This window comes from Lacisediminimonas profundi (assembly GCF_008831265.1).
Classification (GTDB): Bacteria; Pseudomonadota; Gammaproteobacteria; order Burkholderiales; family Burkholderiaceae_D; genus Lacisediminimonas; species Lacisediminimonas profundi.
The window spans coordinates 97940-124215 of the sequence record NZ_VTTH01000004.1 but is presented as its reverse complement, the minus strand read 5'-3'; the positions used below and the strand labels follow the sequence as shown (position 1 = coordinate 124215).

The window sequence follows — 26276 nt, the reverse complement described above, 5'->3', positions numbered from 1 at the left end:
CAGGATCAGCAGCGCGTCGGCGCTGCAGGATTCGGGACTGTGGCATTCCGGAAGCCGGCATGCAGAAAGCCGGCAACCGCATGCTGGGTTGCTTCAAGGTAGGGAATGCTGCTGTGGTCCGAGCCGGCGATCATCGCTTCGTGCGGCGGGGATGGCAGGCTGGCGACGAAGGCATCGGTGTGCGCGGCCGGCACGACATTGTCCTCCTGCGCCCGTAACACCAGCGTGCGAGTCTGCAGACCTGCGGCAAACTTGACCGACTCGAAGCGGTGTCGCAACAGCCAGTGCACCGGCAGGGTTCGGAAGCGCCGCCGCGCCAACGATACCACCGAGTCATAAGGGGTGATCAGTACCAGCGACGACAGCGGGCGCTGTGCAGCGACCTGCACCGCCACCCCTGAGCCAAGACTGCGTCCCACCACGGCCAGTTGTTGCGGGTCCACCCTGTGATGCGCGGCCAGCCATTCGCACAGCATGGCGGCGTCCTCCATGATCGGGCGCTCGCCGGGCACGCCGCTGGAGCGTCCATAACCCCGGTAGTTCATGGCCAGCACGGTCATGCCGGGGAACATGCGCCCGGCATCGCGCGCGACCCAGCTGACTTCTTCCGAACGGCCACCGAAATACAGCACGCCCGGATGCGGGCCAGGCGCATGCGGCGTCATCAGCCAGCCGCAAAGACGTTCGCCATCGCTGGTGCGCAGCACCAGATGGCGGGTGCGGTGGCCATCGCTTTGCGGATGATCGACTTCACGGTCCCGCACCGGATTGAAGATCAGGCTGGTCTGCCGCGCTGCGACGGTAGCCGTCACGCCTACCCACAGCAAGCTGGCGAGGCCGGCGGCGCCAGCGATGGCTTTTCGATCAGGCAGTTTCATGCGTCGCCGATGGTTTCATTTGCGCTCAAGGGCCAAGCGGACGGCCGACGACGGCGAATTCTTATCGCCAAGCTTCCAGGTCCACATCATATTTTCTCGTGCTGTCTGGCACGCTCTTCAGGCGAGGGCGGACTGTCCGCATATTTCTGTTCCTCGACCACGTCCAGGTATTCACTGCCATCGAGTATCCGGCCGACGTGCGGGATCCCGTCGCCGGGCTTGGTGTGCGTGACTGCAGACTCTTCCTTGATCGGCTGATCATTCTTCGGCGATTGCTGTTCTGGCATAGCGTACTCCTGTTGGCAAATATGAACTTGGAGAAATTTCGCCGGCGATAGTTCGATTGCGGGAAATCGATTTCATCAACAATCCGCGAACACAATCCCGGTTCCATCCTGCGCCAGCGGGAACCATGATCCGGGCTGGGGTACAGAGCCGGCCTCACAATCTTGCCTCAGATCATGAATCCCCATCCAGCGTCGCACACCAATTCTTCCACCCCGCATGCCGGTCTTGCCGCCAAGCCGTTACCGGCACCGGAGATACCGGACGATATCGCCAGCAAACTGGTCCGAGTGGTGAGCCGCTCGCGCAACCTGGTCGATGTGCTGGCGCTCTCCTGCGCCAGCAAGCAGTTTCGTCGCTGTTCCCAACCAGTCTTGCTCGCCCTCAGCCCTCACCAACTCAGGATGCGCGAGGGGCGCAAGGCCTGGCGGGCCGCATTCCGCAATGCCGACGATCCTGCGCACCGCTCCTTCATGCTGCGCGCCGCTGCGCGCGATACATTGCGGCTATTGTCCAGTGTCGATCCCGGCAAGAGCAGCATGCTGGTGGCCACGCTGCATTTCCTGGCGCCGCCACGGAATGCGCCATGGCGAACTGATCGCGAGGATGCGCCGGCGGCAGTCCTGGATGGCCTGGGCGAAAAATGGCTCGCCGACCGACTCTGCGAGGCTGCGCGCCTGGCACCCGGCGCGCCTGGAGGCCTGGCCAACCTGGATTGCCAGCTTGACCACCGGGTCTGGTCAGCCCTGCGCAAGTCCACCGGGCAACCGTACGCCGAGCGGCTGGCGCTGATGATGGCTACCCTGGAATTGTTCCGTCAGTGCCTGCATTCCTATGACATGCGTGACGTGCTGGTCCAGCAGTTGCCAGGATTGTCGCTGAACGACCAGGTCAGGCTGGCGCACCGCATGATGGGTCTGCGAGTCGGACGGGCAAGTACCCACTGGATCAATGTTCTGGAACCGGTGAAGCAGGCGATCGCCGACAAGAGCCTGTTCGACCGGGCTGAGCACCCGCAGCCGGCACATATACTGTGGTCGACTTTCCGCACCAGCGTGATGGTATTCGGCAAAGATGCCACCGACTGGCTGCAAGACGTGCTGGACAATGGACTGCACGAACAATTGCAGCAGCACCCGCATGTCGCGCCGCCGGGTCGGCTGGACGGAGAAGCGAATCCACAAGCGCAAGATGCGCCATGGCCACTGATCCTGGTGGCATGGCTGTGCCAGTTGCGGCTCATGACAAGTGCGGGAGGCGACGCACTGATGAAAAAAATCGGCGAGCGGATCGCGTCGAAGGAATACCGATTCCTCTATTCCGAGGAATTCAGGCGCTTGACCAAGCACCCGGACATCGATCCGGTTGAGCGCCTGGTGTGCTGGCTGGCTGGAAGGAAGATCAAGCGAGGCGCGCCCGGGATGGCAGCATTTCCTGAAGTGCCCGACCCGGCTGGCAAGAAAGACCAGGACAAGTGCGCGCTGATGTGAAGCCACGGCGCTCCGGAATGTGAAAAGGCCGCCCGAAGGCGGCCTTTCCTGTCTCCATCCCCTGGCGTTCTTACGACGCCAGTTCCCTCTTGATCGTGCGTTCCAGTATCTGTCCACCGCCGTAGGTGGTCTGCACCGGCGGCTCTCCACCTGCCACCACCTTGACCGCGCAATACTTGAACTCCGGTATTTTCGCGAACGGATCCAGCGCATCGTTGGTCAGCCGGTTGATCGCTGCCTCGTAGTAGGCAAACGGGACAAAGACCGCGCCGCGCGGCGTGCCTTCCTCGGCCCGTGCATACAGCGTGACCTTGCCGCGGCGCGATTCAAGCGTTACCACATCACCCGGCTTGATGCCCATTCCGTCCATGTCCAGCGGATTGATCAGCGCAGTCGGATCAGGCTCCAGCGCGTCGAGCACCAGCGCCCGGCGGGTCATGCTGCCGGTGTGCCAGTGTTCCAGCTGGCGGCCGGTAATCAGCACCCATGGGAACTCAGTATCGGGACGCTCGGCTGCAGGGATCACGTCGGCCGGCACGAACTTCGCGCGGCCATCCGGACGCGGGAAACTCTCCACGAAGACCACTGGTTCGCCCGGATCGCCTTCCTTCATGCAGGGATAGGTAACGGCGCCATCCTGCTCCATGCGCTCCCAGGTGATGCCGCCTATGCTTGGCATGGCGCGCCGCATTTCGTCGAACACTTCCGACACATGCTTGTAGTCCCACGGCAAGCCGAGCTTCTTGCCGATTTCCTGCAGAATCCACAAATCCTGACGGGCATCGCCCGGCGGATCGATGGCCTTGCGGCCCATCTGGACCAGGCGGTCGGTATTGGTGAAAGTGCCATCCTTCTCGGCGAATGCGGAGGCCGGCAGCACGACGTCGGCCAGGTACGCGGTTTCGGTCAGGAAGATGTCCTGCACGACCAGGTGATCGAGCGATGCCAGCGCATGGCGAGCATGGTTGGCGTCGGGGTCGGACATGGCCGGGTTCTCGCCCATGATGTACATGCCCTTGACCGTGCCGGCATCGATCGCCTTCATCACTTCCACCACCGTCAGGCCGACCTTGTCGTCCAGCTTGGTGTTCCAGAATTTCTCGAAGAAGGCGCGCACTTCGACATTGTCGACGCGCTGGTAATCCGGGAAGCTCATCGGGATCAGGCCGGCATCGGACGCGCCCTGGACGTTGTTCTGGCCGCGCAACGGATGCAAGCCGGTGCCGGGACGACCGATCTGGCCGGTCATCAGCGACAACGCGATCAGGCAGCGGGCATTGTCGGTGCCGTGCACGTGCTGCGACACACCCATGCCCCACAGGATCATCGAACCTTTGGACGTCGCATACAAGCGCGCAACGTAACGGATGGTGTCGGCGTCGATGCCGCAGATGGGCGCCATCTTCTCGGGCGAGTAATCGGCGACATTTGCCTTCAGGTCGTCATAGCCGATGGTGCGCGCGGCGATGAACTCTTCGTTGACCAGGCCTTCGTTGACGATCACGTGCATCATCGCGTTCAGCAGCGCGACGTCGGTGTCGGGCTTGAATTGCAGGAAGCGATGCGCCTGGCGGGCCAACTCGGACCGGCGTGGATCCATCACGATCAGCTTGGTGCCGTTGGCAACCGCGTTCTTGATCCAGGTGGCAGCAACCGGATGGTTCACGGTCGGGTTGGCGCCGATGATGACGACCACATCGGCCTTCATCACGTCCATCACCGGGTTCGAGACCGCGCCCGAGCCTATGCCTTCCAGCAGGGCGACCACGGACGACGCATGGCACAAGCGGGTGCAGTGGTCGACGTTGTTGCTGCGGAAACCAGTCCGCACCAGCTTCTGGAACAGATAGGCTTCTTCATTGCTGCCCTTGGCCGAGCCGAAGCCGGCCAGCGCCTGGGGGCCTGCGGTGTCGCGGATGTCGCGCAGCTTGCCGCCGGCGAATTCCAGCGCCTCTTCCCAGCTCGCTTCGCGGAACACGTCGAACACGTTTTCAGGGGTCATCTCGAAGTCGCCGGACTTGGGCGCGTCCTTGCGGCGAATCAGCGGCTTGGTCAGGCGGTGCGGATGGTGCGCGTAGTCAAAGCCGTAGCGGCCCTTGACGCACAGGCGGCCGCGGTTGGCCGGACCATCGCGTCCTTCAACGTAAAGAATCTTGTTGTCCTTGACGTTGTAAGTCATCTGGCAGCCGACGCCGCAGAACGGGCAGACCGATTCCACTTTCTTGTCCGGCACCTGCAGCGCGACATCGCGCGCCGGCATCAGGGCACCGGTCGGGCAAGCCTGCACGCATTCGCCGCAGGCGACGCAGGTGGAGGCGCCCATCGGGTCGTCCATGTCGAACACGATCTTCTCGCCAGCACCACGGAAGGCGAGGCCGATCACATCGTTCATCTGCTCGTCGCGGCAGGCGCGCAGGCAGCGGGTGCACTGGATGCAAGCGTCGAGGTTGACCGCGATGGCCGGATGCGACAAGTCCTGTTGCACGCGTTGGCGCGCTTCGAAACGCGGCTTGCCGACCGCCAGCTTCTGCGACCACTGGTCGACTTCGTTTTCGCGGGTATAGGCAGTCTCCGGCATGTCGGACTGCAGGAGTTCCAGCACCAGTTTCTGGGCCCTCACCGCGCGCTCGCTGTCGGTCGTGACCTTCATGCCCTGGCTGGGGTGGCGGCAGCAGGACGGCGCCAGCACGCGTTCGCCATTGATCTCGACCATGCAGGCGCGGCAGTTGCCGACCGCTTCCAGTCCTTCCTTGTAGCAAAGGTGCGGAATCTCCACGCCTTCGCGCCGGGCGACCTCGATGATGGTCTCGTTGGCGCGGCCCGTGACTTCGCGGCCGTTCAGCTCGAAGCTGACGGACGGGACGTCGATCTGGGCCATCTCATTTCGGGTAATCGCGTTCATGTTTGTCTCACTGCCCGTGAAAGGCAAAGCTCAGGCAAGTTCCTGCGGGAAGTATTTGACGACGCAGTCGACCGGATTCGGTGCAGCCTGGCCCAGGCCGCAGATCGAAGCATCGCGCATCACGAACGACAGGTCCGCCAGCAACTCCAGGTCCCATTTCGGCTGGTTGATCAGGGCCGATGCCTTGGCGGTGCCGACCCGGCACGGCGTGCATTGGCCGCAGGATTCATGCTCGAAAAAGTTCATCATGTTGCGTGCCGCATCGACCGCAGTATCCTGGTCCGACAGCACCATCACGGCCGCCGATCCGATGAAGCATCCGTAGGGCTGCAGCGTGTCGAAGTCGAGCGGTATGTCGTTCATGCTGGCCGGCAGGATTCCGCCCGATGCGCCGCCAGGCAGGTAGCCATAGAAGGTCTGGCCATCGAGCATGCCGCCGCAGTATTCATCGATCAGTTCCTGGATCGTGATACCGGCCGGTGCCAGTTTCACGCCCGGGTTCTTGACCCGTCCGGATACCGAGAACGAGCGCAAACCCTTGCGGCCATTGCGTCCGTGCGAGCTGAACCACTCGCCGCCTTTTTCCAGGAGTTCGCGCACCCAGTACAGGGTTTCGAAGTTGTGTTCCAGCGTCGGCCGGCCGAACAGCCCGACCTGCGCCACATAGGGCGGGCGCAGGCGCGGCATGCCACGTTTGCCTTCGATCGACTCGATCATGGCCGATTCTTCACCGCAGATGTAGGCACCGGCGCCGCGGCGCAACTGGATCTTCGGCGCATCTGCGCGCGCCAGCAGCGGATGTTGCGCCAGCCGGGCCAGTTCGGTTTCCAGCACCGCACGGCAACCGTGGTACTCGTCACGCAAATAGATGTAGATCGCTTCGATGCCGACTGCCCATGCAGCGATCAGCATGCCTTCCAGGAAGCGGTGCGGATCTCGTTCGAGGTAGTAGCGGTCCTTGAATGTGCCCGGCTCGCCTTCGTCGATATTCACCGCCATCAGGCGCGGTCCTTTTTCGGCACGCACGATGCGCCACTTGCGGCCGGCCGGGAAGCCCGCGCCGCCCAGGCCGCGCAGGCCGGAATCTTCCATCACCTTGATCACGGCCTCGACGTCGCGGCGACCGTTGATGCAGTCGTCGGCCAGCTGGTAGCCGCCTTCGGCCACATAGGCGTCATAGTCACGGTACGGCTGCGGCACGTGCTTCACTTCCTTGGCCGCCACCTTGGCCGCAACTTGCTCAACAGTCGCGTTGGGCACTGGATTCTGGTGCACCACCGCCACCGGCGCCTGCTCGCAACGGCCGACGCAGGGGGCGGGGATGACACGCACTTCCTTGCCAAGGATCGCCGGCAACCTGGCCAGCAAGTCCTTCGCGCCATTCATCTCGCACGACAATCCGTCGCACACCCGCACGGTCAGCGCTTCCGGCTGGTTGTCGCCTTCCTTCACCACGTCGAAGTGGTGATAGAAAGTCGCGACCTCGTACACCGCGGTCTGCGACAGGCGCATTTCCTGCGCCAGCGCCGCCAGATGGGCCGACGACAGGCAGTTGTAGCGATCCTGTATCTTGTGAAGATGCTCGATCAGCATGTCGGCGCTGCGCGAGGCATCACCCAGCAATGCCTGAACTTCAGCCAGTGCTTCAGGGGCGACGCGGCGGCCCTTTGGCGCTTCGCGCTTGCGCTGCTTGGTCGAACCCTGCACCGCGATCGGAATGATCATGTGATTCATGGAAATTTGCTTGTTTGTCCTGGTTCAGATCACGCGTTCTTGTCGCATTTGAGCGATGTCGTCCGCGCTGTACCCCAACTGCGTCAGCACCTCTTCCGTGTGCTCGCCCAGCAAGGGCGAGCGCGTCACGTCGGTAGGGCTGTCGGAGAGCTTGATCGGATTGCCCACGGTGAGGTATTTGCCGCGCGTGGGATGGTCCACTTCGACAATGGTGCCGGTGGCACGCAGGGCCGGCTCCTCGGCAATCTCTTTCATTGAAAGGATTGGTCCGCAGGGGATGTCGTATTTGTTAAGGATATCCATGGCCTCGTACTTGGTCTTGGTCATGGTCCATTTTTCGATGCGATCGAAAATAGGCTTCAGGTGCAGCAGGCGCGCCTGCGGCGTCTTGTATGCCTCGTCCTCGATCCAGTCTTCTTCGCCGATCACCTTGCACACCGCCGGCCATACCGCGGCCTGCGTGATGAAATAGATATAGGCATTGGGATCGGTTTCCCATCCCTTGCATTTCAGGATGGAGCCAGGCTGTCCGCCGCCGGAAGAGTTGCCTGCGCGCGGCACTGAATCGCCGAACTTGCCATCCGGATATTGCGGATATTCATGCAGCGTATGGGTGCGTTCCAGCCGCTGCTGGTCGCGCAGCTTGACACGGCACAGGTTGAGTACGGCATCCTGCATCGGTGCCAGCACCTTCTGGCCGCGTCCGGTCATGGTCCGCTGGTAAAGCGCGGCGATGATGCCCGTCGCCAGGTGCAGGCCGGTTCCGCTGTCGCCGATCTGGGCGCCGGTCACCATTGGCGGGCCATCGTCAAAACCGGTGGTCGATGCCGATCCGCCGGCGCACTGCGCAACGTTTTCGTAGACCTTGCAGTCTTCGTACGGGCCGGGGCCGAAACCCTTGACCGATGCCAGGATCATGCGCGGGTTGATTTTCTGGATGTGCTCCCAGGTGATGCCCATGCGGTCGAGCGCGCCGGGCGCGAAATTTTCGACCAGTACGTCGCATTCCTTGATCAGCGTGTCCAGTACTTCGCGGCCGCGCGGTTTCTTGGTGTCAAGCGTGATGGAACGCTTGTTGTGATTGAGCATCGTGAAATAAAGGCTGTCCACGCCGGGAATGTCGCGTAGCTGCCCACGCGTGGCATCGCCCTCCCCAGCACGCTCGACCTTGATCACATCGGCGCCGAACCATGCGAGCAGCTGGGTGCAGGTCGGACCCGACTGGACATGGGTGAAATCAAGGATCTTGACGCCGTCTAATGCTTTGCTCATGAAATATCCTGCCAGGAAGTTGAAGATCAACCCCTATGTTAACCCACCGTGCCGGCCGCGCCGGCCAAACCGGATTCAGTCCGGCTTTCCTTGTACTGCCACCTGTGCTTCCAGTTCGGCCACCCGCTTGCGCAGGTTGCGGTCTTCAGCAAAACGTGCGGACTCGTCACGAATCACCGCCACGATCGAGGCAACCTTGCCATCCGCGCCATGCAGCAGCGCTACGGTGAATGCGATCGACAGCCGGCGGCCATCCTTGTGCACCGCAGGAACCCGCAACAAATCATGGCCGTAGCGTGTGATGCCGGTCGCCATGGTCTTGTGATAACCATCCCAGTGGCGTTGCTGCTGCGGCTGGGGAATGATCATGTCCATGGACTTGCCCAGCGCGTCGGCCTCGGTAAACCCGAATATCCGCTCGCAGCCCGGGTTCCAGAGCGTGATCAGACCGCTGGCGTCAGACGCCATGATCCCGTCCCCGACTGCTTCCACCAGTTGCCTGTAGTCGATCGAAGATTGCATAGCGCAGTTCCCTTGGAAAAAATTGGAGAGGGGCTCCATGCAAAGACGGCGCCCAAATTGAACGCCGTCCTTGCCTGTTACCGAGTCCTGACCATCAAGCTGCCGTGATCAGACCACCTTGTCGGCGTGCAATGCCTTGATCTGGTCCTGGCTGTAGCCCAGGCTTTCCAGAACCTCGTCGGTGTTCTCGCCCAGCAGCGGCGATCCGGTGACTTCCGGCTTCAGGTCCGAGAACTTGATCGGGCTGCCAACGGTGAAATAGCTGCCGCGCTCCTTGTGGGGAACTTCAACGATCGAGCCGCTCTTGCGCAGCGATTCGTCGTTCAGCAGTTCCTTCATCGACAGCACCGGTGCGCAAGGGATGTCGTACTTGCGGAAGATGTCGACCGCTTCGTACTTGGTCTTGTCCTTGATGAAGTCTTCGATCGTGGCGAAGATGTCCATGATGTGCGGCTGACGTGCTTTCGGCGTCGTGTAGTTCGGGTCGGTTTTCCATTCCGGTTTGCCGAGTGCGTCGCAGATCGGCGCCCAGGCGTGGCCCTGGACCGTGAAGTAGATATACGCGTTCGGATCGGTTTCCCAGCCCTTGCACTTCAGGATCCAGCCCGGCTGGCCGCCGCCGCCGGCATTACCGCCGCGGGGAACGACATCACCGAAGGCCTCGTGCGGGTACTGTGGATACTCTTCCAGGTAGCCCAGGCGGTCCAGGCGCTGCTGGTCGCGCATCTTGACGCGGCACAGGTTCAGCACGGCGTCTTGCATGGACACGGCCACTTTCTGGCCACGGCCGGTCTGCTGACGGCCGATGTAGGCGGTCAGGATGCCGATTGCGAGGTGCATGCCGGTGTTGGAATCACCCAGCGCAGCAGCCGAGATCGTCGGCTCGGAGTGCTCGCCTTTCCACCAGCCGGTGGTCGAAGCGGCGCCGCCGGCGCACTGGGCCACGTTTTCATAGACCTTCAGGTCTTCGTAGTGGTGGCCGTCGGAGAAGCCCTTGACCGAAGCCAGGATCATCTTCGGATTCAATTCCTGGATACGCTCCCAGGTGAAGCCCATGCGGTCCAGCGCGCCGGGGCCGAAGTTCTCGACCATCACGTCGGAGGTCTTGATCATCTTTTCCAGGATTTCCTTGCCGGCCTGGGTCTTGGTGTCCAGCGTCAACGACTTCTTGTTGCTGTTGAGCATGGTGAAGTACAGCGCATCGACATCGGGGATGTCACGCAACTGGCTGCGGGTGACGTCGCCGGAACCGGGACGCTCGACCTTGATCACGTCTGCGCCGAACCAGGCCAGCATCTGGGTACATGCGGGACCGGCTTGCACGTGCGTGAAGTCGATGATGCGAATACCTTGGAGAGGTTTGTTCATGGTGGATAGCTCCTTTTCGTCGGTTAGCTTATTTTTTGGTTGCTGCGCTTGTAGGATTCAAGTGACTGATGCGGCCGCTTTCGGTTCCGGCTTTCTCGTCGATCACTGCATTGATCAGGGTCGGCTTGCCGGAGGCGATGCCTTCAGCCAGCGCCTTTGCCAGCTCATCCGGCGTGGTGACGGTCACGCCAACGCCGCCGAATGCGGTCATCAGCATGTCGTAACGCGAACCCTTCACGAACACCGTCGGAGCCACGTCGGCACCGCCGGTCGGGTTGACGTCGCAACCGCGGTAGACACCGTTGTTGTTGAAAATCACCACGGTGACCGGCAGGTTGTAACGGCAAATGGTTTCGACTTCCATGCCCGAGAATCCGAACGCGGAGTCGCCCTCGAGGGCCACCACTGGCAAGCCGCTGGTGACGGCAGCACCGATGGCGTAGCCCATGCCGATACCCATCACGCCCCAGGTGCCTGAGTCGAGGCGCTTGCGCGGCTGGTACATGTCGATGATGCTGCGCGCATAGTCGAGCGTGTTGGCGCCTTCGTTGACCAGATAGACATCCGGACGGGTCTTGAGCACGTCGCGCATGGCGCGCAGGGCGCTATGGAAGTTCATCGGCGACGGATTGGCGTCCAGCGTCTTGGCCATCTTGGCGATATTTGCTTCGCGCTTTTCGACAATGGCGCCGGTCCACTCGGCTGCAGGCTTCTGGAAATCGCCCAGGCCGGCCAGCAGGGCCTTGACGCAGGAGCCAATGTCGCCAACCAGCGGCGCGTCGATCGGCACGTTGCTGTCCATTTCCTGCGCGGAGATGTCGATCTGGATGAATTTCTTTTCAGCCCAGTCCTTGTGGTCCGTACCACCCCAGGTCGGGCCCTTGCCATGCGACAGCAGCCAGTTCAGGCGGGCGCCGATCAACAGCACGGTGTCGGACTTGGCCAGCGCGTAGGAACGGGCGGCCTGTGCCGATTGCGGATGATTGTCGGGCAACAGGCCCTTGGCCATCGACATCGACAGGTAAGGGATGCCGGTCTTCTCGACCAGTTCGCGAATTTCGGCGTCGACCTGGGCGTAGGCAGCGCCCTTGCCCAGCATGATCACCGGACGCTTGGCGGACTTGAGCACTTCCAGCGCGCGCTTCACCGACTCGGGCGAAGGAGGCTGATCCGGCGCAGCGTCGACCACGCGCACGATCGACTTCTGCCCTTTGATGGCGTCCATGGCCTGGCCCATCAGCTTGGCTGGCAGGTCGAGGTAGACACCGCCCGGGCGGCCTGACACGGCTGCGCGGATGGCACGTGCCATGCCGATGCCGATGTCCTCGACGTGATTGATACGATAGGCTGCCTTGACATACGGCTTGGCGGCATTGAGCTGGTCGAGCTCTTCGTAGTCACCCTGCTGCAGGTCGACGATCTCGCGCTCGGAGGAGCCGCTGATCATGATCATCGGGAAGCAGTTGACGGTAGCATTGGCCAAGGCGACCAGGCCGTTCAGGAAGCCAGGAGCCGACACGGTCATCGCAATGCCCGGCTTCTTGGTCAGGTAGCCGGCGATGGCTGCGGCGTTGACCGCATTGGCTTCATGACGGAAACCGATCCAGCGCATTCCCTCTGCCTGCGCCAACCTGGCGAGGTCGGTAATCGGAATGCCAACCAGGCCGTAGATGGTGTCGATATCGTTCGCCTTCATGGCGTCGATGATGAGATGGAACCCGTCGGTGAGCTCTCGTTCTTGTGTCTCGGTTGTCATGATCACATATCTCTTTATTCGATAAGGGGTGAGCAATACGACGGCGTCTCGCTCATCATCTGCACAGGGTGGACCTGCACCGTCGCGGTATGATAGGAATTGCGATCGGGGTTTACCATTGACCGCGGTCAATTTTCAAGTTATTCCCGATTTACCTGGTGGTGCCCGGTCAAGGCACCCGCTGCAGGTTGCCAATATCATAGAGAGAGGCTGCCGTTGTTCTCATTGACCGCGGTCAATTTGTACCGGATCATGTGGCCACTGTCTGAAATGCAAGAAAACGAGGTCAAATGTCGTCTGTAGCCGACCATCCGGAACGCAACATCATTCGCGTGCAACTGCGCCAGAATCTCGTGCTCAAGGGAATGACCGAGCAGGAGTGGGCCGAGCTGGAACCCCTGCTCGTCATTGTCGATTGCAACAAGGGAGATTTCCTGTTGCACCAGGGCGTGCACGAGATGGAGCAGTACTTCGTTCTCGATGGCCTGCTGAAGCGGGTAGTGACGAATTCCCAGGCCAAGGAAATGATCCTGCGCTTTGCCGAAGCAAGGGACATTGAGACCAGCTATGCGGCATGGCGCCTGAAGACGCCTACTCCCTACAGCATCGTGTCGGTCACCCGCTCGCGCGTGGCCAAGCTGCCGCTGATGCAATGGATCGCGTTCATGGAACGCTACCCGGACGTCAAGCAGACCTTCGAATACGAGGTCATGCACCTGATGAGCGAAATCATGGCCCATACGATCACGCTGCACTTGCTGGACGCGCCGGGACGGGTACATCGCTTCCTGCGCAAGCATCCCGACCTGTTCGAGCGAATTCCCAAGAAAGAACTGGCAACCTACCTGAACCTCTCAGCGGAAACGCTCAGCAGGTTGAAACACCAGGGCAAGATCTGAGGGCACATGCCGCCGGCCGCCGGCATGTGCGAGGTCGCGGGCAGCACACGGGCAGCCTTGGACCAAGCCCGGGCTGAGCGCGGGCAGCCCCGACACTCCTCAATCGATGTTCGGCATCAGCCGTACATGTCCTGCCTTTTCTTCCATTTCCCTTCCCAACAGTTTCACCAGCGCATAGACGGTATCGATATGCGGTGTAGGCGTACCCGTAAGCCTGCCCAGCTCGATCACTGATCCCGCCAGCGCGTCGATTTCCGGCGCACGCCCCGCTTCCACGTCCTGCAGCATCGAGGTCTTGTGCTTGCCCACTTTCTCGGCGCCAGCGATCCGCTTTTCCAGCGACACCCGGAACTCGATGCCCAGCTTGTTGGCGATGGCCTGCGCCTCGGTCATCATGTTGGCTGCCAGCTCGCGCGACAGCGGAAACTGGCAAATGTCCACCAGCGTCGAATGCGCCAGCGCGCTGATGGGATTGAAAGTGAGGTTGCCCCACAGCTTGAGCCAGATTTCGGCACGAATGTTGTCCAGCACCGGGGACTTGAAGCCGGCATTGGTGAAGCACTGCGCGACCCGGTTGACTCGCTCGCTGCTCGACCCGTCCAGCTCGCCCAGCGGAAAACGCTCACCCTCGATATGCATGACGACGCCCGGCGCGACCAGCTCGGAAGCAGGGTAGACCACGCAACCGAGAACGCGCTCTGCGGGAATTTTCGCCGAGATCAGTCCGGTCGGATCCACCGACTCGACACGGCGGCCGGCCAGCTCGCCGCCATGCTGGTGGAAGTACCAGTAGGGAATACCGTTCTGCATCGGGATCACCACGGTCTCCGGGCCGAACAGATCGGGCACATCATTGGCCACGGCTTCCAGTTGATGCGCCTTCAGCGCCAGGATCACCAGATCCTGCGGGCCCGCCTCCTTGTAATTATTGGTGGCCCGGACATTGGTTGCGATGCGCTCCTGGCCATCCTGCGTGATCAGCTTGATGCCGTTCTTGCTGATCGTCTCCAGGTTGGCGCCGCGCACGATGAAAGTCACGTCCTCCCCGGCCAGCGCCAGCTTTGCGCCAACGTATCCGCCAATGCCCCCCGCTCCCACTATTGCTATTTTCACTTTTACGTCCCCTGCTGTTGTTCAAGGCACCGCGTCGCCGTGATGTCCCTGACCCCGATTGAAAAATCCGATTCTGCACAAGGGGCCGCTTTGCTGCAATGCAAAAAGTAGAGAAAGGGGACAAATAGTCACCATGAGAAATTGCATTCCGGATTAAGAAATGAAAACCCGAAAAGGACGGTTTGCTGCAACGCAAAAGCATCGCCGATTGCGCAAAAAAAAAGCGGCGCCCGAAGGCGCCGCCTGATGCAGCCGGCCAAGCCGGACTGCGTGCATCTGCAACGGTTACCGCATCAATCCACCGGACGCTGCGCTGCCAGTTCATCCACCTTCGGAGGGCGAACCAGGGCGATCGCACGGGAGATCAGCGGCCAGAACAACATCAGGAGTGCCAGCGTAGTGATCGAACCGACCAGCGCGTTGGACCACATGATCGACAACTCGCCCTGCGATACCAGCATGGCCTGACGGAACGAGTCTTCTGCCTTGTCGCCCAGTACCAGTGCCAGCACCAACGGCGCAAGCGGGTAATCAAGCTTCTTGAAGATGTAGCCGATCAAGCCAAACAGCAGCATGAACCAGATGTCGAGCATCGCGTTATGCACGGTGTAGGCGCCAATCGCGCAAATCACAATGATCACAGGTGCGATGATCGAGAACGGAATGCGCAGGATCGATGCAAACAGCGGCACGGTCGTCAGCACCACGATCAATCCGACCAGGTTACCGAGATACATGCTGGCGATCAGGCCCCAGACGAAGTCCTTCTGTTCGACGAACAGCAGCGGACCTGGCTGCAAGCCCCAGATCAGCAGGCCACCCAGCAGGACTGCGGCGGTCGGCGAACCCGGGATACCCAGTGCCAGCATTGGCAGCAGCGCGCTGGTACCGGCAGCGTGGGCTGCGGTTTCAGGCGCGACCACGCCTTCCATTTCGCCGGAGCCGAAGCGCGCGCCGTTCTTGGAGAAGCGCTTGGCCAGGCCGTAGCTCATGAAGGATGCAGGCGTCGCGCCACCCGGGGTGATGCCCATCCAGATGCCGACCAGCGAACTGCGCACCGAGGTCGCCCAGTAGCTGGGCAGCTTCTTCCAGGTTTCGAACACGACCTTGGGATTGATCTTCGCGCTCTTGCCGGAAAATGCCAGGCCTTCTTCCATCGACTGCAGGATTTCACCGATACCGAACAAGCCGATCACCGCGATCAGGAAGTCGAAACCGCGCATCAGGTCAGGCAGGCCGAAAGTCAGGCGCAACTGTCCGGTGACGGTATCCATGCCGACTGCGGCAAGGCCGAAGCCGATCGCCATTGACGCCAGGATCTTGAACGGCGAACCCTTGCCCATGCCGACGAAGCTGCAGAAGGTCAGCAGGTACACCGCGAAGAACTCCGGAGGTCCGAACTTCAGTGCGAACTTCGCCACCAGCGGCGCCATGAAGGTGATCATGATGACCGCCGCCAGCGCGCCGACGAAGGACGAGGTAAAGGCGGTTGCCAGTGCCTCGCCGGCGCGGCCCTGCTGCGCCATCGGATAGCCGTCGAAGGTGGTCGCCACCGACCATGGCTCACCCGGTATGTTGAACAGGATCGAGGTAATGGCACCGCCGAACAGCGCACCCCAGTAAATACACGACAACATGATGATCGCCGACGTTGGCGACATCGAGAAAGTCAGCGGCAACAGGATAGCGACGCCGTTGGCGCCACCAAGTCCCGGCAGCACGCCGATGAGAACACCTAGCACGATGCCGATCACCATGAGCAATGCATTCATGGGCGACAGGACCGTTGCGAAGCCCGAGAAGAGGGCGTTTAATTCTTCCATTCCAACACCTCGTTTTCAGAGTCGGTTAGCAACCGGCTCAATACCCAGTAAAGCTGAGCAAGTTAATCATGCCCTTGAACAGCGGGACCTTGAACCAGATTTCGAACAGCGCGAAGAAAAATCCATTGATGACGATGCCCAGGATTACGCTCTTGAGCGGCGAGTACTTGCCCAGAATGATCATGAACAATGCGATGTAGATCGCGGACGCGACATAAAGGCCGAGAACCTGGATTGCACCGACGTAGACCGCTGCCGGAATCAGCACTGACAGCACGCGTTTGAGCTGCTCGCTGTCGACGAAAATTTCGGTATTGCGCTCTTTGCCGAACACCGACTGCCACAGGATCCCCGCGCCGGAGATACAGATGATCAGGCCGATATAGAAGGGGAAGTAGCCAGCCCCCGGACCATCGCTGGTCCAGCCAGAGCCGAGCTTGCGGCTGCCGTAGATGACCGTCAGGCCGAGAATCAATACGAGGACGGCGACAACAGCCTCGACGATGTAGGTGGGCACGCCGGAACGCGGTGCGCCGGCATCCGTATGGTGATCCATGTGGAAAAACTCCTGCTGTGGACTATTGAAGGCGACTGATCAGACAGGAGGGCACACTGCGTGCGTCCTCCTGTCCTCCTGCCGCTTGAGATATTACTTGGCGATGAAGCCGGCTTCCTGCATCAGCGTCTTGTGCTGCTGCTCAGCCTTTTCCAGCCATTTGACGAAGTCCGGGCCAGTCATCGAGGTCTGGTTGAAGGCACCCTTCTCCATGAACTCTTTCCACTCGGGGGTCTCGCGGACTTTCTTCAGGACGTTGACGTAGTAATCCGTCTGATCCTTGGTGACGCCTGGCGCCATGAAAATGCCGCGCAACATCACGTAGTCGGTGGGCACACCCGATTCCTTGCAGGTCGGGATGTCGTTCCAGGATTGGGTAGCGGTGACCTTGGTCTTGTACGGCATGCGCTCATCGTCAAAGACGCACAGTGCACGCAGCTTGCCGGCGCGCCATTGGGCGACGGCTTCGATCGGGTTGTTGACCGAGGAATCGATGTGCTTGCCCACCAGTTGGACCGCAACTTCACCGCCCCCTTTGAACGGGATGTAGATGAATTTTGTGCCGGTGGCCTTTTCGACGCCAACCGTCAGGATCTGGTCTTCCTGCTTCGATCCGGTGCCGCCCATTTTCATTTTGCTTGGGCCGGCTGCCTTGACTGCGGCGATGTATTCCTTGGCAGTCTTGTGTGGCGACTCTGCGTTCACCCACAGCACGAACTGGTCCAGCGCCATCATCGAAACCGGGGTCATGTCCTTCCAGTTGAACGGCACGCCAGTTGCGAGCGGTGTCGTGAACAGGTTGGAAAGGGTGATGATGATCTTGTGCGGCTCGCCCTTGTGGTTCTTGACGTCGAGGAAGCCCTCGGCGCCGGCGCCACCGGACTTGTTCACCACGATCAGTGGCTGCTTCATCATGTTGTGCTTGACGATGATGCCCTGGATAAAGCGCGCCATCTGGTCAGCGCCGCCGCCTGTGCCTGCGGGGATCACGAACTCGACCGGCTTGGTCGGCTCCCATGCCGCAAATGCGGACGGGGCAACTGCAGCAAAGGCAGCAGCGATGAAGCCTGCCGTGACTGCACGCTTGAGACCACCTGCCACCAACGAAATCGATGCTTTACGCATGAATGTCTCCTGATTATTGATATAGATTTCACACCTGCCGCCCACATGCTGTCCGGCGACTGATCTTGTGCGGCCAGCCCCCCTCTTTTTGAGAGGGGGTACTGATGTCGCGATTACATCCCGACCTGCCGAATCACCTCTTTGCGGGATTGCCATTTGCGGCAGTCCCAGCCCTCTTTAGCCGAGGGTCGAATTATTCAATGCTGAACCAGCTTCATTCCTTGACCAGCAACACCGGCACGGTCGACAGGTGGATGACCTTGGAGGTTACGGAACCAAGCAGCATGCCTGCCATGTTTCCTAATCCGCGCGGGGTCATCACGATCTGGGCGCAGCCCTTTTCCCTTGCCATCTGCACCACTGTTTCCGCCGGGTCGCCGAGCGCCGTGTGGGTGGTGTAGTGCAGGCCGGCCTTTTGAAGCAACTCGATTGCCGGCTTCATTGCCGCATCGGCGTTCTCGCGGTAATAGCGGTCCAGCTCTTCGTGCGAAATGAAATGGCGCACATTGCCGGAGACAATCGGGTGCTGCACGTTCAGCACGTGCAGCTCGACCGGATCCTTGTAAAGTCCGGCGGTATTGATGGCATATCGCACTGCTCGCGACGAACCTTCCGAGCCGTCCACGGGAATCATCAGCTTGATCATTAAAGCTCCTTCGCCTGTCTGTTTCTGTATCTGTTTGGTTCTATGCGATCTGGTCCGCGGTGATCAGCGGACTTCGCTCTCGATTTCGACACCGTGTGCCTTGGGCCGACCGCGGCTCATCCATTTTCCGATGAGGACCACGAGTGCGGCACCGACATACGGTATCACGTCGTGCAAGAGCGGCTGCGTCTTGAACCATGCAGCGAGGACCGGATCGCCAACCAGCATTTCACCGGCGACATAACCGAGCAGGGCGGCGCCGACCGTGATGATGACCGGGAAACGATCCATCAGCTTGAGGATGACGGTGCTGCCGAAAATGATCAACGGGATGCTGATTGCCAGGCCAACGATCAGAAGTACGATGTTGCCCTTTGCAGCCGCTGCCACGCCAAGCACATTGTCGAGGCTCATCACGAGATCGGCGATCAGGATCGTGCGGATAGCCGCGCCGAGGTTGCTGGCGCTCGGGCCGTGACCTTCGCCGTCGTCTTCTGGCAGCAGCAGCTGCACGCCGATCCACAACAGCAATATGCTGCCGACCAGCTTCAGGTAGGGCAGGCTCAGCAGGCTGACTGCAACCACCGTGAGGATGATCCGCATGACGATCGCCGCCACGCTGCCGTAGATCACGGCTTTCTTTTGCTGCTCGGCCGGAAGCGACCGTGCAGCGAGGGCGATCACCACGGCGTTGTCGCCGGAGAGAATTATGTTGATGCCGATGATCTGGGCCAGTGCTACCCAGAATACCGAGCTGTACATCATTTCCATCATGTCTGAAGCTCCATTGGAGCGGCCCTGGGACCGCTTGATTTATGGCGAAGGACCGGTTCTGCGGACAAAGCGGAGGAACACTCCAGCCAATCCGGTCACCAGAAACAGCGCGCACGAGAATACTGCGACAAATCCCGAACAATCCCGATTGACCGAAGTCAAGTTTTCATAAATTCGGGTACTCATTTGAGGTGGTCAATTGTATGCGAGTATCCCGACGGGAAAAATCACAAGGCCAAAAAATTTGCCTCCCGTAGCCATTCTTTCCATAGCAGGGAGATCAACTTTCGCCCTGATGTGACCGGTTGCCGCATCGGGGACTGGCCGACACCGGCGCCGGCGTCCTTTGCTTGCACGGACGCCATCGCCGGCAGAAATAACGATTAGCAATAGCTGAATGTTTTAGGCATAATCATTCTGTTTTTATTATGGATTAGCCGCCCACAGGCAGGCAAGCATCACGATGAGAAATGCCACTTTGCGGCAATTGAAAGTATTCGAGACGGTGGCCCGCCACTCCAGCTTCTCGCGCGCAGCTGAAGAGCTGCACCTGACCCAGCCCGCAATCTCGACCCAGGTCAAGACACTTGAAGGACATGTCGGCATGCCCCTGTTCGAGCAGCTGGGCAAGAAGATCTACCTGACGCCCGCCGGCACCGAATTGCTGCATCACAGTCGCGCGATCATCGCGCACTTTCAGGCGGCGGAGGAGGCGATGACCCAGTTCAAGGGTGTCACGGGCGGACGGCTGAATGTCGCGGTGATCAGCGCCGGCGACTACTTCCTGCCGCGGCTGCTGGTCAATTTCGCTGGCCGGCATCAGGGCGTCATACTCAACCTCTCGGTCCACAACCGCGAGGAACTCCTGCGCCAGCTGGCCGACAACATGACTGACCTCGCCATCATGGTGCGGCCGCCCACTGACATGGACACGGTCAATGAATCGTTCGCGCCGCACCCTTATGTGGTGGTCGCGGCGCCAGGCCATCCGCTGGCACGGGAAAAAAATATCCCCATCGCCGCCCTGACGGATGCGCCCTGGATCATCCGCGAAAAGGGATCCGACACCCGGAAGTCGATGGAAGAGGGGTTGGCACAACATCTTCCCGGAATGAACATCGCGATGGAAATCAAGAGCACGGAGACCATCAAGCAAGCCGTGATGGCGGGGATGGGCATCAGCTTCCTGTCCGCGCATACGATAGGACTGGAACTGCAGGCGAAGAGCCTGGTGGTGCTGGATGTGCAGGAGTTGCCGGTCATGCACAACTGGTACCTGGTCCATCGCCGCAACAAACGCCTGCCGCCAGTCGCGCAGGCATTCCGTGAATTCCTGCTGGCCGAGGGCGCACCATTGCTGGAACAGCTGACCAGGCTGGATCCGCGCCTGCTGCAGCCGCCGCGGACCAAACCACGCTCGCGGAACACACGGACTGCCGGGCAGGAAAGCTGATTCCTGAACAGAGCAGTCCGGGTCGGCTTGTCAGGGGGTGGGCAGCGCCTGATTCGGGCCGCCAAAGCCGCGCAGCCGGGCAATGCGATCCTCAACTGCGCGGCACTGCGGACTGTCGAACTGCGCCTGCACCGCGTCGATGAATACGCGGGTGCGCGCCGGCATCAGCCTCCGTCCGGGGAAAACGGCCCAGGCAGTGACGTTGGGAAGGCTCCATCCAGGCAGGACCGGAACCAGCTCTCCGCTCTCCACATAGGGTTCGGCATAGTGGTCCAAGGCTGCCGCAATGCCGCCGCCAAGTCGTGCCAGCCTGATCAGCAAGTCCGGAGAATTGATGGCGGCGCGGGCCGGAGGAGCGCCCTCCCAGACCTGCTCGCCCCGGTTCAACACCCAATGCTCGGCCTCGCCGGTCCGGCGCAGCAGCCTCAACGCGCCGTGCCCCATCAGCGCCTCCGGCTCGGCTGGCTCGCCGGCGCGCGCCAGGTAGGCCGGGGCCGCATACAACCCTGCTGAAAACGCGGCGACACGCCGGGCGGCCAGGGTCGCATCGTCGGGCAGGGGACCCATCCGCAAGGCGCAGTCGAAATTTTCGCCGATCAGGTCGACCCGGCGTGGCGACAGGTCCAGTTCAAGGCTGATGGCCGGGTAGCGGGTGATGAAGTCTGCCAGCATGCGGGCCAGCACGGTGCTGGCCAGGTCAGCGGGCATCGAGACGCGCAGGCGCCCGCTCGGCTCGACCTGCCGGTGCTGCGCCAGCGACTGCGCCGCCTCCACTTCATTCTGCACGCCGCGTGCATGCTCGAGTACGCCCAGGCCAAAGTCAGTCAGGGTCAGCTTGCGGGTGGTGCGCAACAGCAGGCGCTCGCCCAGATGGGTCTCGAGCATGGCCAGCCGCCGCGAGACGGTCGATTTCGGCACGCCCAGCCTCTGGGCAGCGCGGCTGAAGCTGCCTGTCTCGGCGACATGCGCAAACAAAAGCAGATCATTGGGTTCAAGCTTCATGTTCCAGCCCTCGGCTCATTGTCTCACCAGTGGGACAATGTTATCCATTTTACCGTCTTCCGGATTGATTTCGGTACATCTACACTGGCTGTACTGAAACCGAACCGGAGCAAAAAATGAACATCCTTCAAGTCAATTCCAGCGCACGCACCGATGGCTCGCAATCTACCCGCTTGGCCGGCGTGCTGACCGAACGCCTGGTCGAGCAAAATCCTGGCGCGAAAGTCACCCTTCGCGACCTGGCCCAGAATCCGCACCCGGCGCTTGACGAGCAGGCGCTTGGCGCCCTGTTTACGCCAGTCGATGCCCGCACCCCGGAGCAAGCCCGGCGGGTTGCACAGGACGACGCCCTGATCGGCGAGATCCAGTCGGCCGACGTGGTCGTTCTTGGCGTGCCGATGTACAACTTCGGCGTGTCGACCCAACTGAAAAACTGGATCGATGCAATCTCGCGGGCGAAGGTAACATTCCAGTACACGGCGAATGGTCCCGAAGGCCTGCTCAAGGGCAAGACGGTCTATGTCGTGCTGACTCGCGGCGGCGTCTACCGCAACACGCCAGCGGATTCCCAGGTTCCCTACCTGAAAACGGTATTCGCCTTCCTCGGCATGACGGATGTCCGGTTCGTGTACGCGGAAGGCCTGGCAATGGGTGCGGAAGCCGAGCAGTCAGCCATCACATCGGCCCACGAGCAGATCGACCTGGTCACTGCCTGAGCCGTATTTGAACAGTTCCCCGCCGCGCGCAGGATGCCCGCGGCGGGCACAGGAAAGGAAAGCATCATGCAAGAGTCAACACAATTGGACAGCGCATTTGTATCGCGAGGCGTCGAGCGTCTGGTGAACGGCGTGGCCACCTCCGACGGGGCCGGCGTCAAGCTGACCCGCGTATTGACCCAGCCACTGCAGCGGCGGCTGGATCCTTTCCTGATGCTTGACGCCTTCGGCACCGACCAGCGGGAGGATTACATCGGCGGCTTTCCGGACCATCCGCACCGCGGCTTCGAGACCGTCACCTACATGATCGCCGGACGCATGCGCCACCGCGACAGCGCCGGCAACGAAGGACTGCTGGAAAACGGCAGCGTGCAATGGATGACGGCAGGTCGTGGGGTGATCCACTCCGAGCTGCCGGAGCAGGAAGACGGCCGCATGGAGGGCTTCCAGCTGTGGCTGAACCTGGCGGCGAAAGACAAGATGCGCGCCCCTTGGTACCGCGACATTCCTGCCGGCCAGTTGCCGCGCTTCACAACGGCCGATGGCGTGGAAGGCATTGTCATCGCCGGCGCCAGCCATGGCGTGGAGGGCGCGGTCCGGCGTGACATCACGGAACCGATCTATCTCGACGTGACGGTGCCGGCCGGCAAGCGCTTTCGCCAGCCCCTGCCCGAAGGCCACAATGCTTTTGTTTATGTCTATCGGGGCGCTGTGTCGGTCAAGGGCACGACGGTCCAAAGCCGGCAGATGGCGATACTGGCCAACGATACCAACAATACCAACGACATGCAGGCAAGCGGCGTCGAGTTTACTGCCTTGGATGAAGCGGCCAAGGTGCTGGTGATTGCCGGCAAGCCGCTCAACGAGCCGATCGCGCAATACGGCCCGTTCGTGATGAACACGAAAGAAGAACTGATCCAGGCGGTGGAAGATTTCCAGTCGGGAAGGCTGGCAAACTAGCTCCGGCATTCCGGACCGTCTGGCCGTTTTTACCGGCTCCTTCCCAATCCCGGAGGGCCGCCTGCCCTCGCAGCGCGGCCCCGATCCCCCTGGTGCAACACTCAACGTGAGTGCGGGGAATGCGTGGTGTGGAGCGGAGGCGGCTGCTGCGGGGCTTGCCCCTGAGGCTGCGGCTGCCCGCCAGCGTCCATGGCCGGCTTTGGCTTGCCCTGGGCATCGGACAGCCGGTACTTGGTGCGCCGGTCCCCCATCAGGTCGCGCAACTCGCGCACCGACAGCGAACTCACTTCATGCATGCGGATCAGCATCGATGCACCCACCGGCAGGCGACGATGCCTGATCTTGCTGATTACCGGCGGGGCCACTTCCAGCGCCCGCGACAAGGCTGCATCGTTCTTCAGATGCAGGCGTTCGATCAAGATGTCGAGCAGGCGATTTGGATTGTAGGACTCTTGGCTAGTCAGGGTTTCGGACGACATGGCATCTCGCTTTCGATGTGGTTTCGGAATTATTTCTTGTGCTGACCTAGGGACACGATGGCGTGGCCATAATTTCCTCCAACCATGCACTTCTTTGATGTGCAACAAGTGGCAGAGCAACTGGTTTCGCACCACCGTCGTTTCCCCCAGGTCTGCTCCCCGGGGAGTCCTGGACACGCTTGCCAACATGCCCAGTGTCTTTATCGGAGTTGAGGTCTCGCAATTTCGTTCCCCGTCGCAGTGCCGATAATGAATCCTCAAGCAACGGCGCGAGCATCAAGGGGGAATCCGGATATGACTTCCGTCGCAATCACGGTCTTGATACTCGCCGTCGCCGCCATCGTCGCGGGCATGCTGGTCGTCGTGGCCGATCTTCTGGCCGACATTGACCAGCGTTACTGAACCGCACCGTTTTTGCCGGCATCGGCGCGCCGCCGGACAGTGTGTGAATCTCCACCGGCACCCGCTTGAATCTGCCCGGCAGGCAGGTTAGGCTGGCTGCTGCCTCCAAATTTTTTCAAGACCCGATGTGCGGACGAATCACGCAACGCAGGACTCCCGCGGAATACATCGCCGAGATCGGCTGGGATAGCGCGGACGGTCTCGAACTCGCTGGCCAACCTGCTTACAACATCCCGCCTGGCACCACGCCGCTGCTGCTGCACCGCCTGCCCGACGGTGCTTGCCATGTCGACCGCCTGCATTGGGGGTATCGCCCACGCTGGGCGGTGTCGAAGGGGATGCCGCCGGCCATCAACGCGCGCATCGAGAAAGCCGCGACCGGCCGCTTTTTCGCGCCCTTGTGGCGCGAAGGAAGGGTCATTGTTCCCGCCGACGGCTGGTATGAATGGACCGGCAAGCCGGGGCAAAAAATGCCGTGGTATATCCGGCTTGCAAACGACAGGCCCATGTTCCTGGCCGCGATTGCCGGACTGCGACCGGACCGGGATCCGGACAATGGCTGCGGCTTTGCCATCGTCACGGAAGCGGCCGACGCCGGAATGGTGGACGTCCATGATCGCCGCCCGGTCGTGTTTTCCGCCGCCGATGCTGCCTTGTGGCTCGATCCGGAACTTGGGGCGGAACAGGCCGAACAAATGGCCCGGGTCATGAGCCGTCCAGCCGAGGACTTCACATGGTATCCAGTCAGCACGCAGGTGAACCGGGCGGGCAACGACGGGCCCGGCCTGATCGAACCGGTCGCGGCCACGCCAACGATCCCGCCTGCAACCGACTCTCCGCCAGGCCTGTTCTGAGGCCGCTGCAAGAGGGCCGTACGCCCCCTATCCCCCTATCCCCCTATCCCCCTATCCCCCGATCCCCCGATCCCGCTGGCGCCTGGGAAGACGTCATGAGCAGGCGCGGCAACGCATGCGGGTAGCGTTCACTGATATAGCCGAGCAGCTGTTCGCGGATGCGGCAGCGCAGATCCCAGCAACGGCCGGCGTCAACCGCACTGACCAGCACCCGCAGGCGCATTGCCTTGTCGTTGGCATCGATGACCTGTACCAGGCACAAGCGCCGATCCCATTCGGGCGCTGCCTCGCAGAAACGAAGCGCGGCCGCCCGGATGTCATCCACGGGAAGCGAAAAATCGGCCCAGAATTCGACGGTCCCGAGGAGTTCCGAACTCGATCTCGTCCAGTTCTGGAACGGATTCTCGATAAACCACTGCAAGGGCACGATCATGCGGCGCTGATCCCAGATGCGAACCACGACGTAAGTCCCCGTGATTTCTTCTATCCAGCCCCATTCATTCTGGACGATGACCACGTCATCGAGTCTGATCGGTTGGGTGATGGCCAGTTGCATGCCGGCCAGCAGGTTGCTCAGAACCGGCTTGGCGGCAAAACCAATCACCAGGCCCGCCACACCAGCCGAGGCCAGCAGGCTGGTGCCAAGCTGACGCATCATCGGCAGGGTCGACAAGGCCATGCCGGACCCGATCAGGACGATCATCACCATTACCGAGCGCGACAGCACCTTGGTCTGGGTTTGCACTCGCCGCGCTTCCAGGTTGTCGGGATCGGTCGCGGGATTGCGTTCGACGATGGTGTCCGCGACCGCGCGCACGACGCGAACAGCCAGCCAGGTAATCGCCGTGATCAGCAACAAGGCGGAAACATGCAGCAGCAACGGCATGGTCGCCAGCGCATTCAGGTTGTTTCGCAATACCACCTGAAGCAACAACAGGAACACCACCATGCGGCCGGCTCCGTTGCTGTAGGCAACGATCCTCCTGGAAAATGGAAACGGGGCCGACATGCGCGTCAGCACCCGCGTGCCTATCCGATGCAGAAGGTACACTCCCGCCCACACGAGCAGCACCTCCACGCCGATTGCGATCAAGGGGACGCGTTCTACCAGCGCCAGCCACGGCAGGAGCACATGGGCGATGGCTTCCATCAGATTGCGGAGAACATCGTTCATTCTGGGCAGTGTTCGCGATTTGCAGTCGATCTACAGTCGATCCCGAGCGAGCAGGAACCGGTCGATGATCTGCCGAAAACCGATGACTTGCAT

At 61.3% G+C, this 26276-nt stretch carries 23 protein-coding genes; 6 read left to right on the top strand and 17 right to left on the bottom strand.

The window, feature by feature from the left end:
• Window positions 1-5 precede the first annotated feature (5 nt).
• Together FVE66_RS12885 and FVE66_RS12880 are read right to left on the bottom strand one after the other, a co-directional pair.
• Window positions 6-878: an alpha/beta hydrolase gene (locus FVE66_RS12885; RefSeq protein WP_151447861.1), complete on the bottom strand. Its 873-nt coding sequence runs from the start codon at window positions 876-878 to the stop codon at window positions 6-8.
• An 86-nt stretch (window positions 879-964) separates the two neighbouring features.
• On the bottom strand, window positions 965-1165 hold the full coding sequence (locus tag FVE66_RS12880; RefSeq protein WP_151447860.1) for a hypothetical protein: 201 nt from the start codon (window positions 1163-1165) through the stop codon (window positions 965-967).
• A gap of 174 nt (window positions 1166-1339) precedes the next feature.
• On the opposite strand from FVE66_RS12880, the gene FVE66_RS12875 reads away from it, so the two are divergent.
• Window positions 1340-2653: a hypothetical protein gene (locus FVE66_RS12875; RefSeq protein WP_151447859.1), complete on the top strand. Its 1314-nt coding sequence runs from the start codon at window positions 1340-1342 to the stop codon at window positions 2651-2653.
• A gap of 70 nt (window positions 2654-2723) precedes the next feature.
• Here the strand turns inward: FVE66_RS12875 and fdhF are convergent, their stop codons facing one another.
• The 6 genes from fdhF to oxc all read right to left on the bottom strand — a co-directional run bounded on the left by fdhF (window position 2724) and on the right by oxc (window position 12207).
• Complete coding sequence (gene fdhF, locus FVE66_RS12870; protein WP_151447858.1) at window positions 2724-5555, bottom strand: formate dehydrogenase subunit alpha; 2832 nt, start codon at window positions 5553-5555, stop codon at window positions 2724-2726.
• Between the two features lie 30 nt (window positions 5556-5585).
• On the bottom strand, window positions 5586-7289 hold the full coding sequence (locus FVE66_RS12865; RefSeq protein WP_151447857.1) for an NAD(P)H-dependent oxidoreductase subunit E: 1704 nt from the start codon (window positions 7287-7289) through the stop codon (window positions 5586-5588).
• A 24-nt stretch (window positions 7290-7313) separates the two neighbouring features.
• Window positions 7314-8561 carry a formyl-CoA transferase gene (gene frc, locus FVE66_RS12860; RefSeq protein WP_151447856.1) on the bottom strand — a complete coding sequence of 416 codons (1248 nt, stop codon included), beginning with the start codon at window positions 8559-8561 and terminating at the stop codon, window positions 7314-7316.
• A 75-nt stretch (window positions 8562-8636) separates the two neighbouring features.
• Window positions 8637-9083, bottom strand: a complete 447-nt coding sequence (locus FVE66_RS12855) for a PAS domain-containing protein (RefSeq protein ID WP_151447855.1) — start codon at window positions 9081-9083, stop codon at window positions 8637-8639.
• Between the two features lie 108 nt (window positions 9084-9191).
• A complete protein-coding gene (gene frc / locus FVE66_RS12850) occupies window positions 9192-10451 on the bottom strand; it encodes a formyl-CoA transferase (RefSeq protein ID WP_151447854.1) in 1260 nt (419 codons plus the stop codon).
• Between the two features lie 28 nt (window positions 10452-10479).
• On the bottom strand, window positions 10480-12207 hold the full coding sequence (gene oxc, locus FVE66_RS12845) for an oxalyl-CoA decarboxylase (RefSeq protein ID WP_151447853.1): 1728 nt from the start codon (window positions 12205-12207) through the stop codon (window positions 10480-10482).
• A 290-nt stretch (window positions 12208-12497) separates the two neighbouring features.
• Here oxc and FVE66_RS12840 point away from each other — a divergent pair, with 290 nt between their 5' ends.
• Window positions 12498-13106: a Crp/Fnr family transcriptional regulator gene (locus FVE66_RS12840; protein ID WP_151447852.1), complete on the top strand. Its 609-nt coding sequence runs from the start codon at window positions 12498-12500 to the stop codon at window positions 13104-13106.
• A 99-nt stretch (window positions 13107-13205) separates the two neighbouring features.
• Here the strand turns inward: FVE66_RS12840 and FVE66_RS12835 are convergent, their stop codons facing one another.
• From FVE66_RS12835 to FVE66_RS12810, 6 genes are all read right to left on the bottom strand, one after another.
• Window positions 13206-14219: a 2-dehydropantoate 2-reductase gene (locus tag FVE66_RS12835; RefSeq protein WP_151447851.1), complete on the bottom strand. Its 1014-nt coding sequence runs from the start codon at window positions 14217-14219 to the stop codon at window positions 13206-13208.
• Between the two features lie 293 nt (window positions 14220-14512).
• Window positions 14513-16042, bottom strand: a complete 1530-nt coding sequence (locus FVE66_RS12830) for a tripartite tricarboxylate transporter permease (protein ID WP_151447850.1) — start codon at window positions 16040-16042, stop codon at window positions 14513-14515.
• A 37-nt stretch (window positions 16043-16079) separates the two neighbouring features.
• Entirely contained in the window at window positions 16080-16598 is a 519-nt protein-coding gene (locus tag FVE66_RS12825; protein WP_151447849.1) for a tripartite tricarboxylate transporter TctB family protein, read from the bottom strand.
• Between the two features lie 93 nt (window positions 16599-16691).
• Window positions 16692-17723, bottom strand: coding sequence for a Bug family tripartite tricarboxylate transporter substrate binding protein (locus tag FVE66_RS12820; protein ID WP_151447848.1), 1032 nt, complete (start codon window positions 17721-17723; stop codon window positions 16692-16694).
• Between the two features lie 214 nt (window positions 17724-17937).
• Complete coding sequence (locus tag FVE66_RS12815; RefSeq protein ID WP_151447847.1) at window positions 17938-18369, bottom strand: universal stress protein; 432 nt, start codon at window positions 18367-18369, stop codon at window positions 17938-17940.
• A gap of 63 nt (window positions 18370-18432) precedes the next feature.
• On the bottom strand, window positions 18433-19140 hold the full coding sequence (locus FVE66_RS12810) for a TerC family protein (RefSeq protein ID WP_151448150.1): 708 nt from the start codon (window positions 19138-19140) through the stop codon (window positions 18433-18435).
• 466 nt (window positions 19141-19606) lie between these two features.
• Between FVE66_RS12810 and FVE66_RS12805 the strand changes: the two genes are divergently transcribed.
• Entirely contained in the window at window positions 19607-20596 is a 990-nt protein-coding gene (locus FVE66_RS12805) for a LysR family transcriptional regulator (RefSeq protein WP_151447846.1), read from the top strand.
• A gap of 30 nt (window positions 20597-20626) precedes the next feature.
• Here FVE66_RS12805 and FVE66_RS12800 read toward each other — a convergent pair whose 3' ends face one another.
• Complete coding sequence (locus FVE66_RS12800; RefSeq protein WP_151447845.1) at window positions 20627-21598, bottom strand: LysR family transcriptional regulator; 972 nt, start codon at window positions 21596-21598, stop codon at window positions 20627-20629.
• Between the two features lie 116 nt (window positions 21599-21714).
• Between FVE66_RS12800 and FVE66_RS12795 the strand changes: the two genes are divergently transcribed.
• Complete coding sequence (locus FVE66_RS12795; protein WP_151447844.1) at window positions 21715-22314, top strand: FMN-dependent NADH-azoreductase; 600 nt, start codon at window positions 21715-21717, stop codon at window positions 22312-22314.
• Window positions 22315-22380: 66 nt separating this feature from the next.
• Window positions 22381-23274, top strand: a complete 894-nt coding sequence (locus FVE66_RS12790) for a pirin family protein (protein ID WP_151447843.1) — start codon at window positions 22381-22383, stop codon at window positions 23272-23274.
• 101 nt (window positions 23275-23375) lie between these two features.
• Here the strand turns inward: FVE66_RS12790 and FVE66_RS12785 are convergent, their stop codons facing one another.
• The gene (locus FVE66_RS12785) at window positions 23376-23753 is read right to left on the bottom strand and encodes a hypothetical protein (RefSeq protein WP_241673201.1); all 378 of its coding nucleotides are present in this window, start codon (window positions 23751-23753) and stop codon (window positions 23376-23378) included.
• A gap of 527 nt (window positions 23754-24280) precedes the next feature.
• On the opposite strand from FVE66_RS12785, the gene FVE66_RS12780 reads away from it, so the two are divergent.
• Entirely contained in the window at window positions 24281-25009 is a 729-nt protein-coding gene (locus tag FVE66_RS12780; RefSeq protein WP_151447842.1) for an SOS response-associated peptidase, read from the top strand.
• 43 nt (window positions 25010-25052) lie between these two features.
• Here FVE66_RS12780 and FVE66_RS12775 read toward each other — a convergent pair whose 3' ends face one another.
• A complete protein-coding gene (locus FVE66_RS12775; RefSeq protein ID WP_151447841.1) occupies window positions 25053-26183 on the bottom strand; it encodes a mechanosensitive ion channel family protein in 1131 nt (376 codons plus the stop codon).
• Between the last annotated feature and the right edge of the window lie 93 nt (window positions 26184-26276).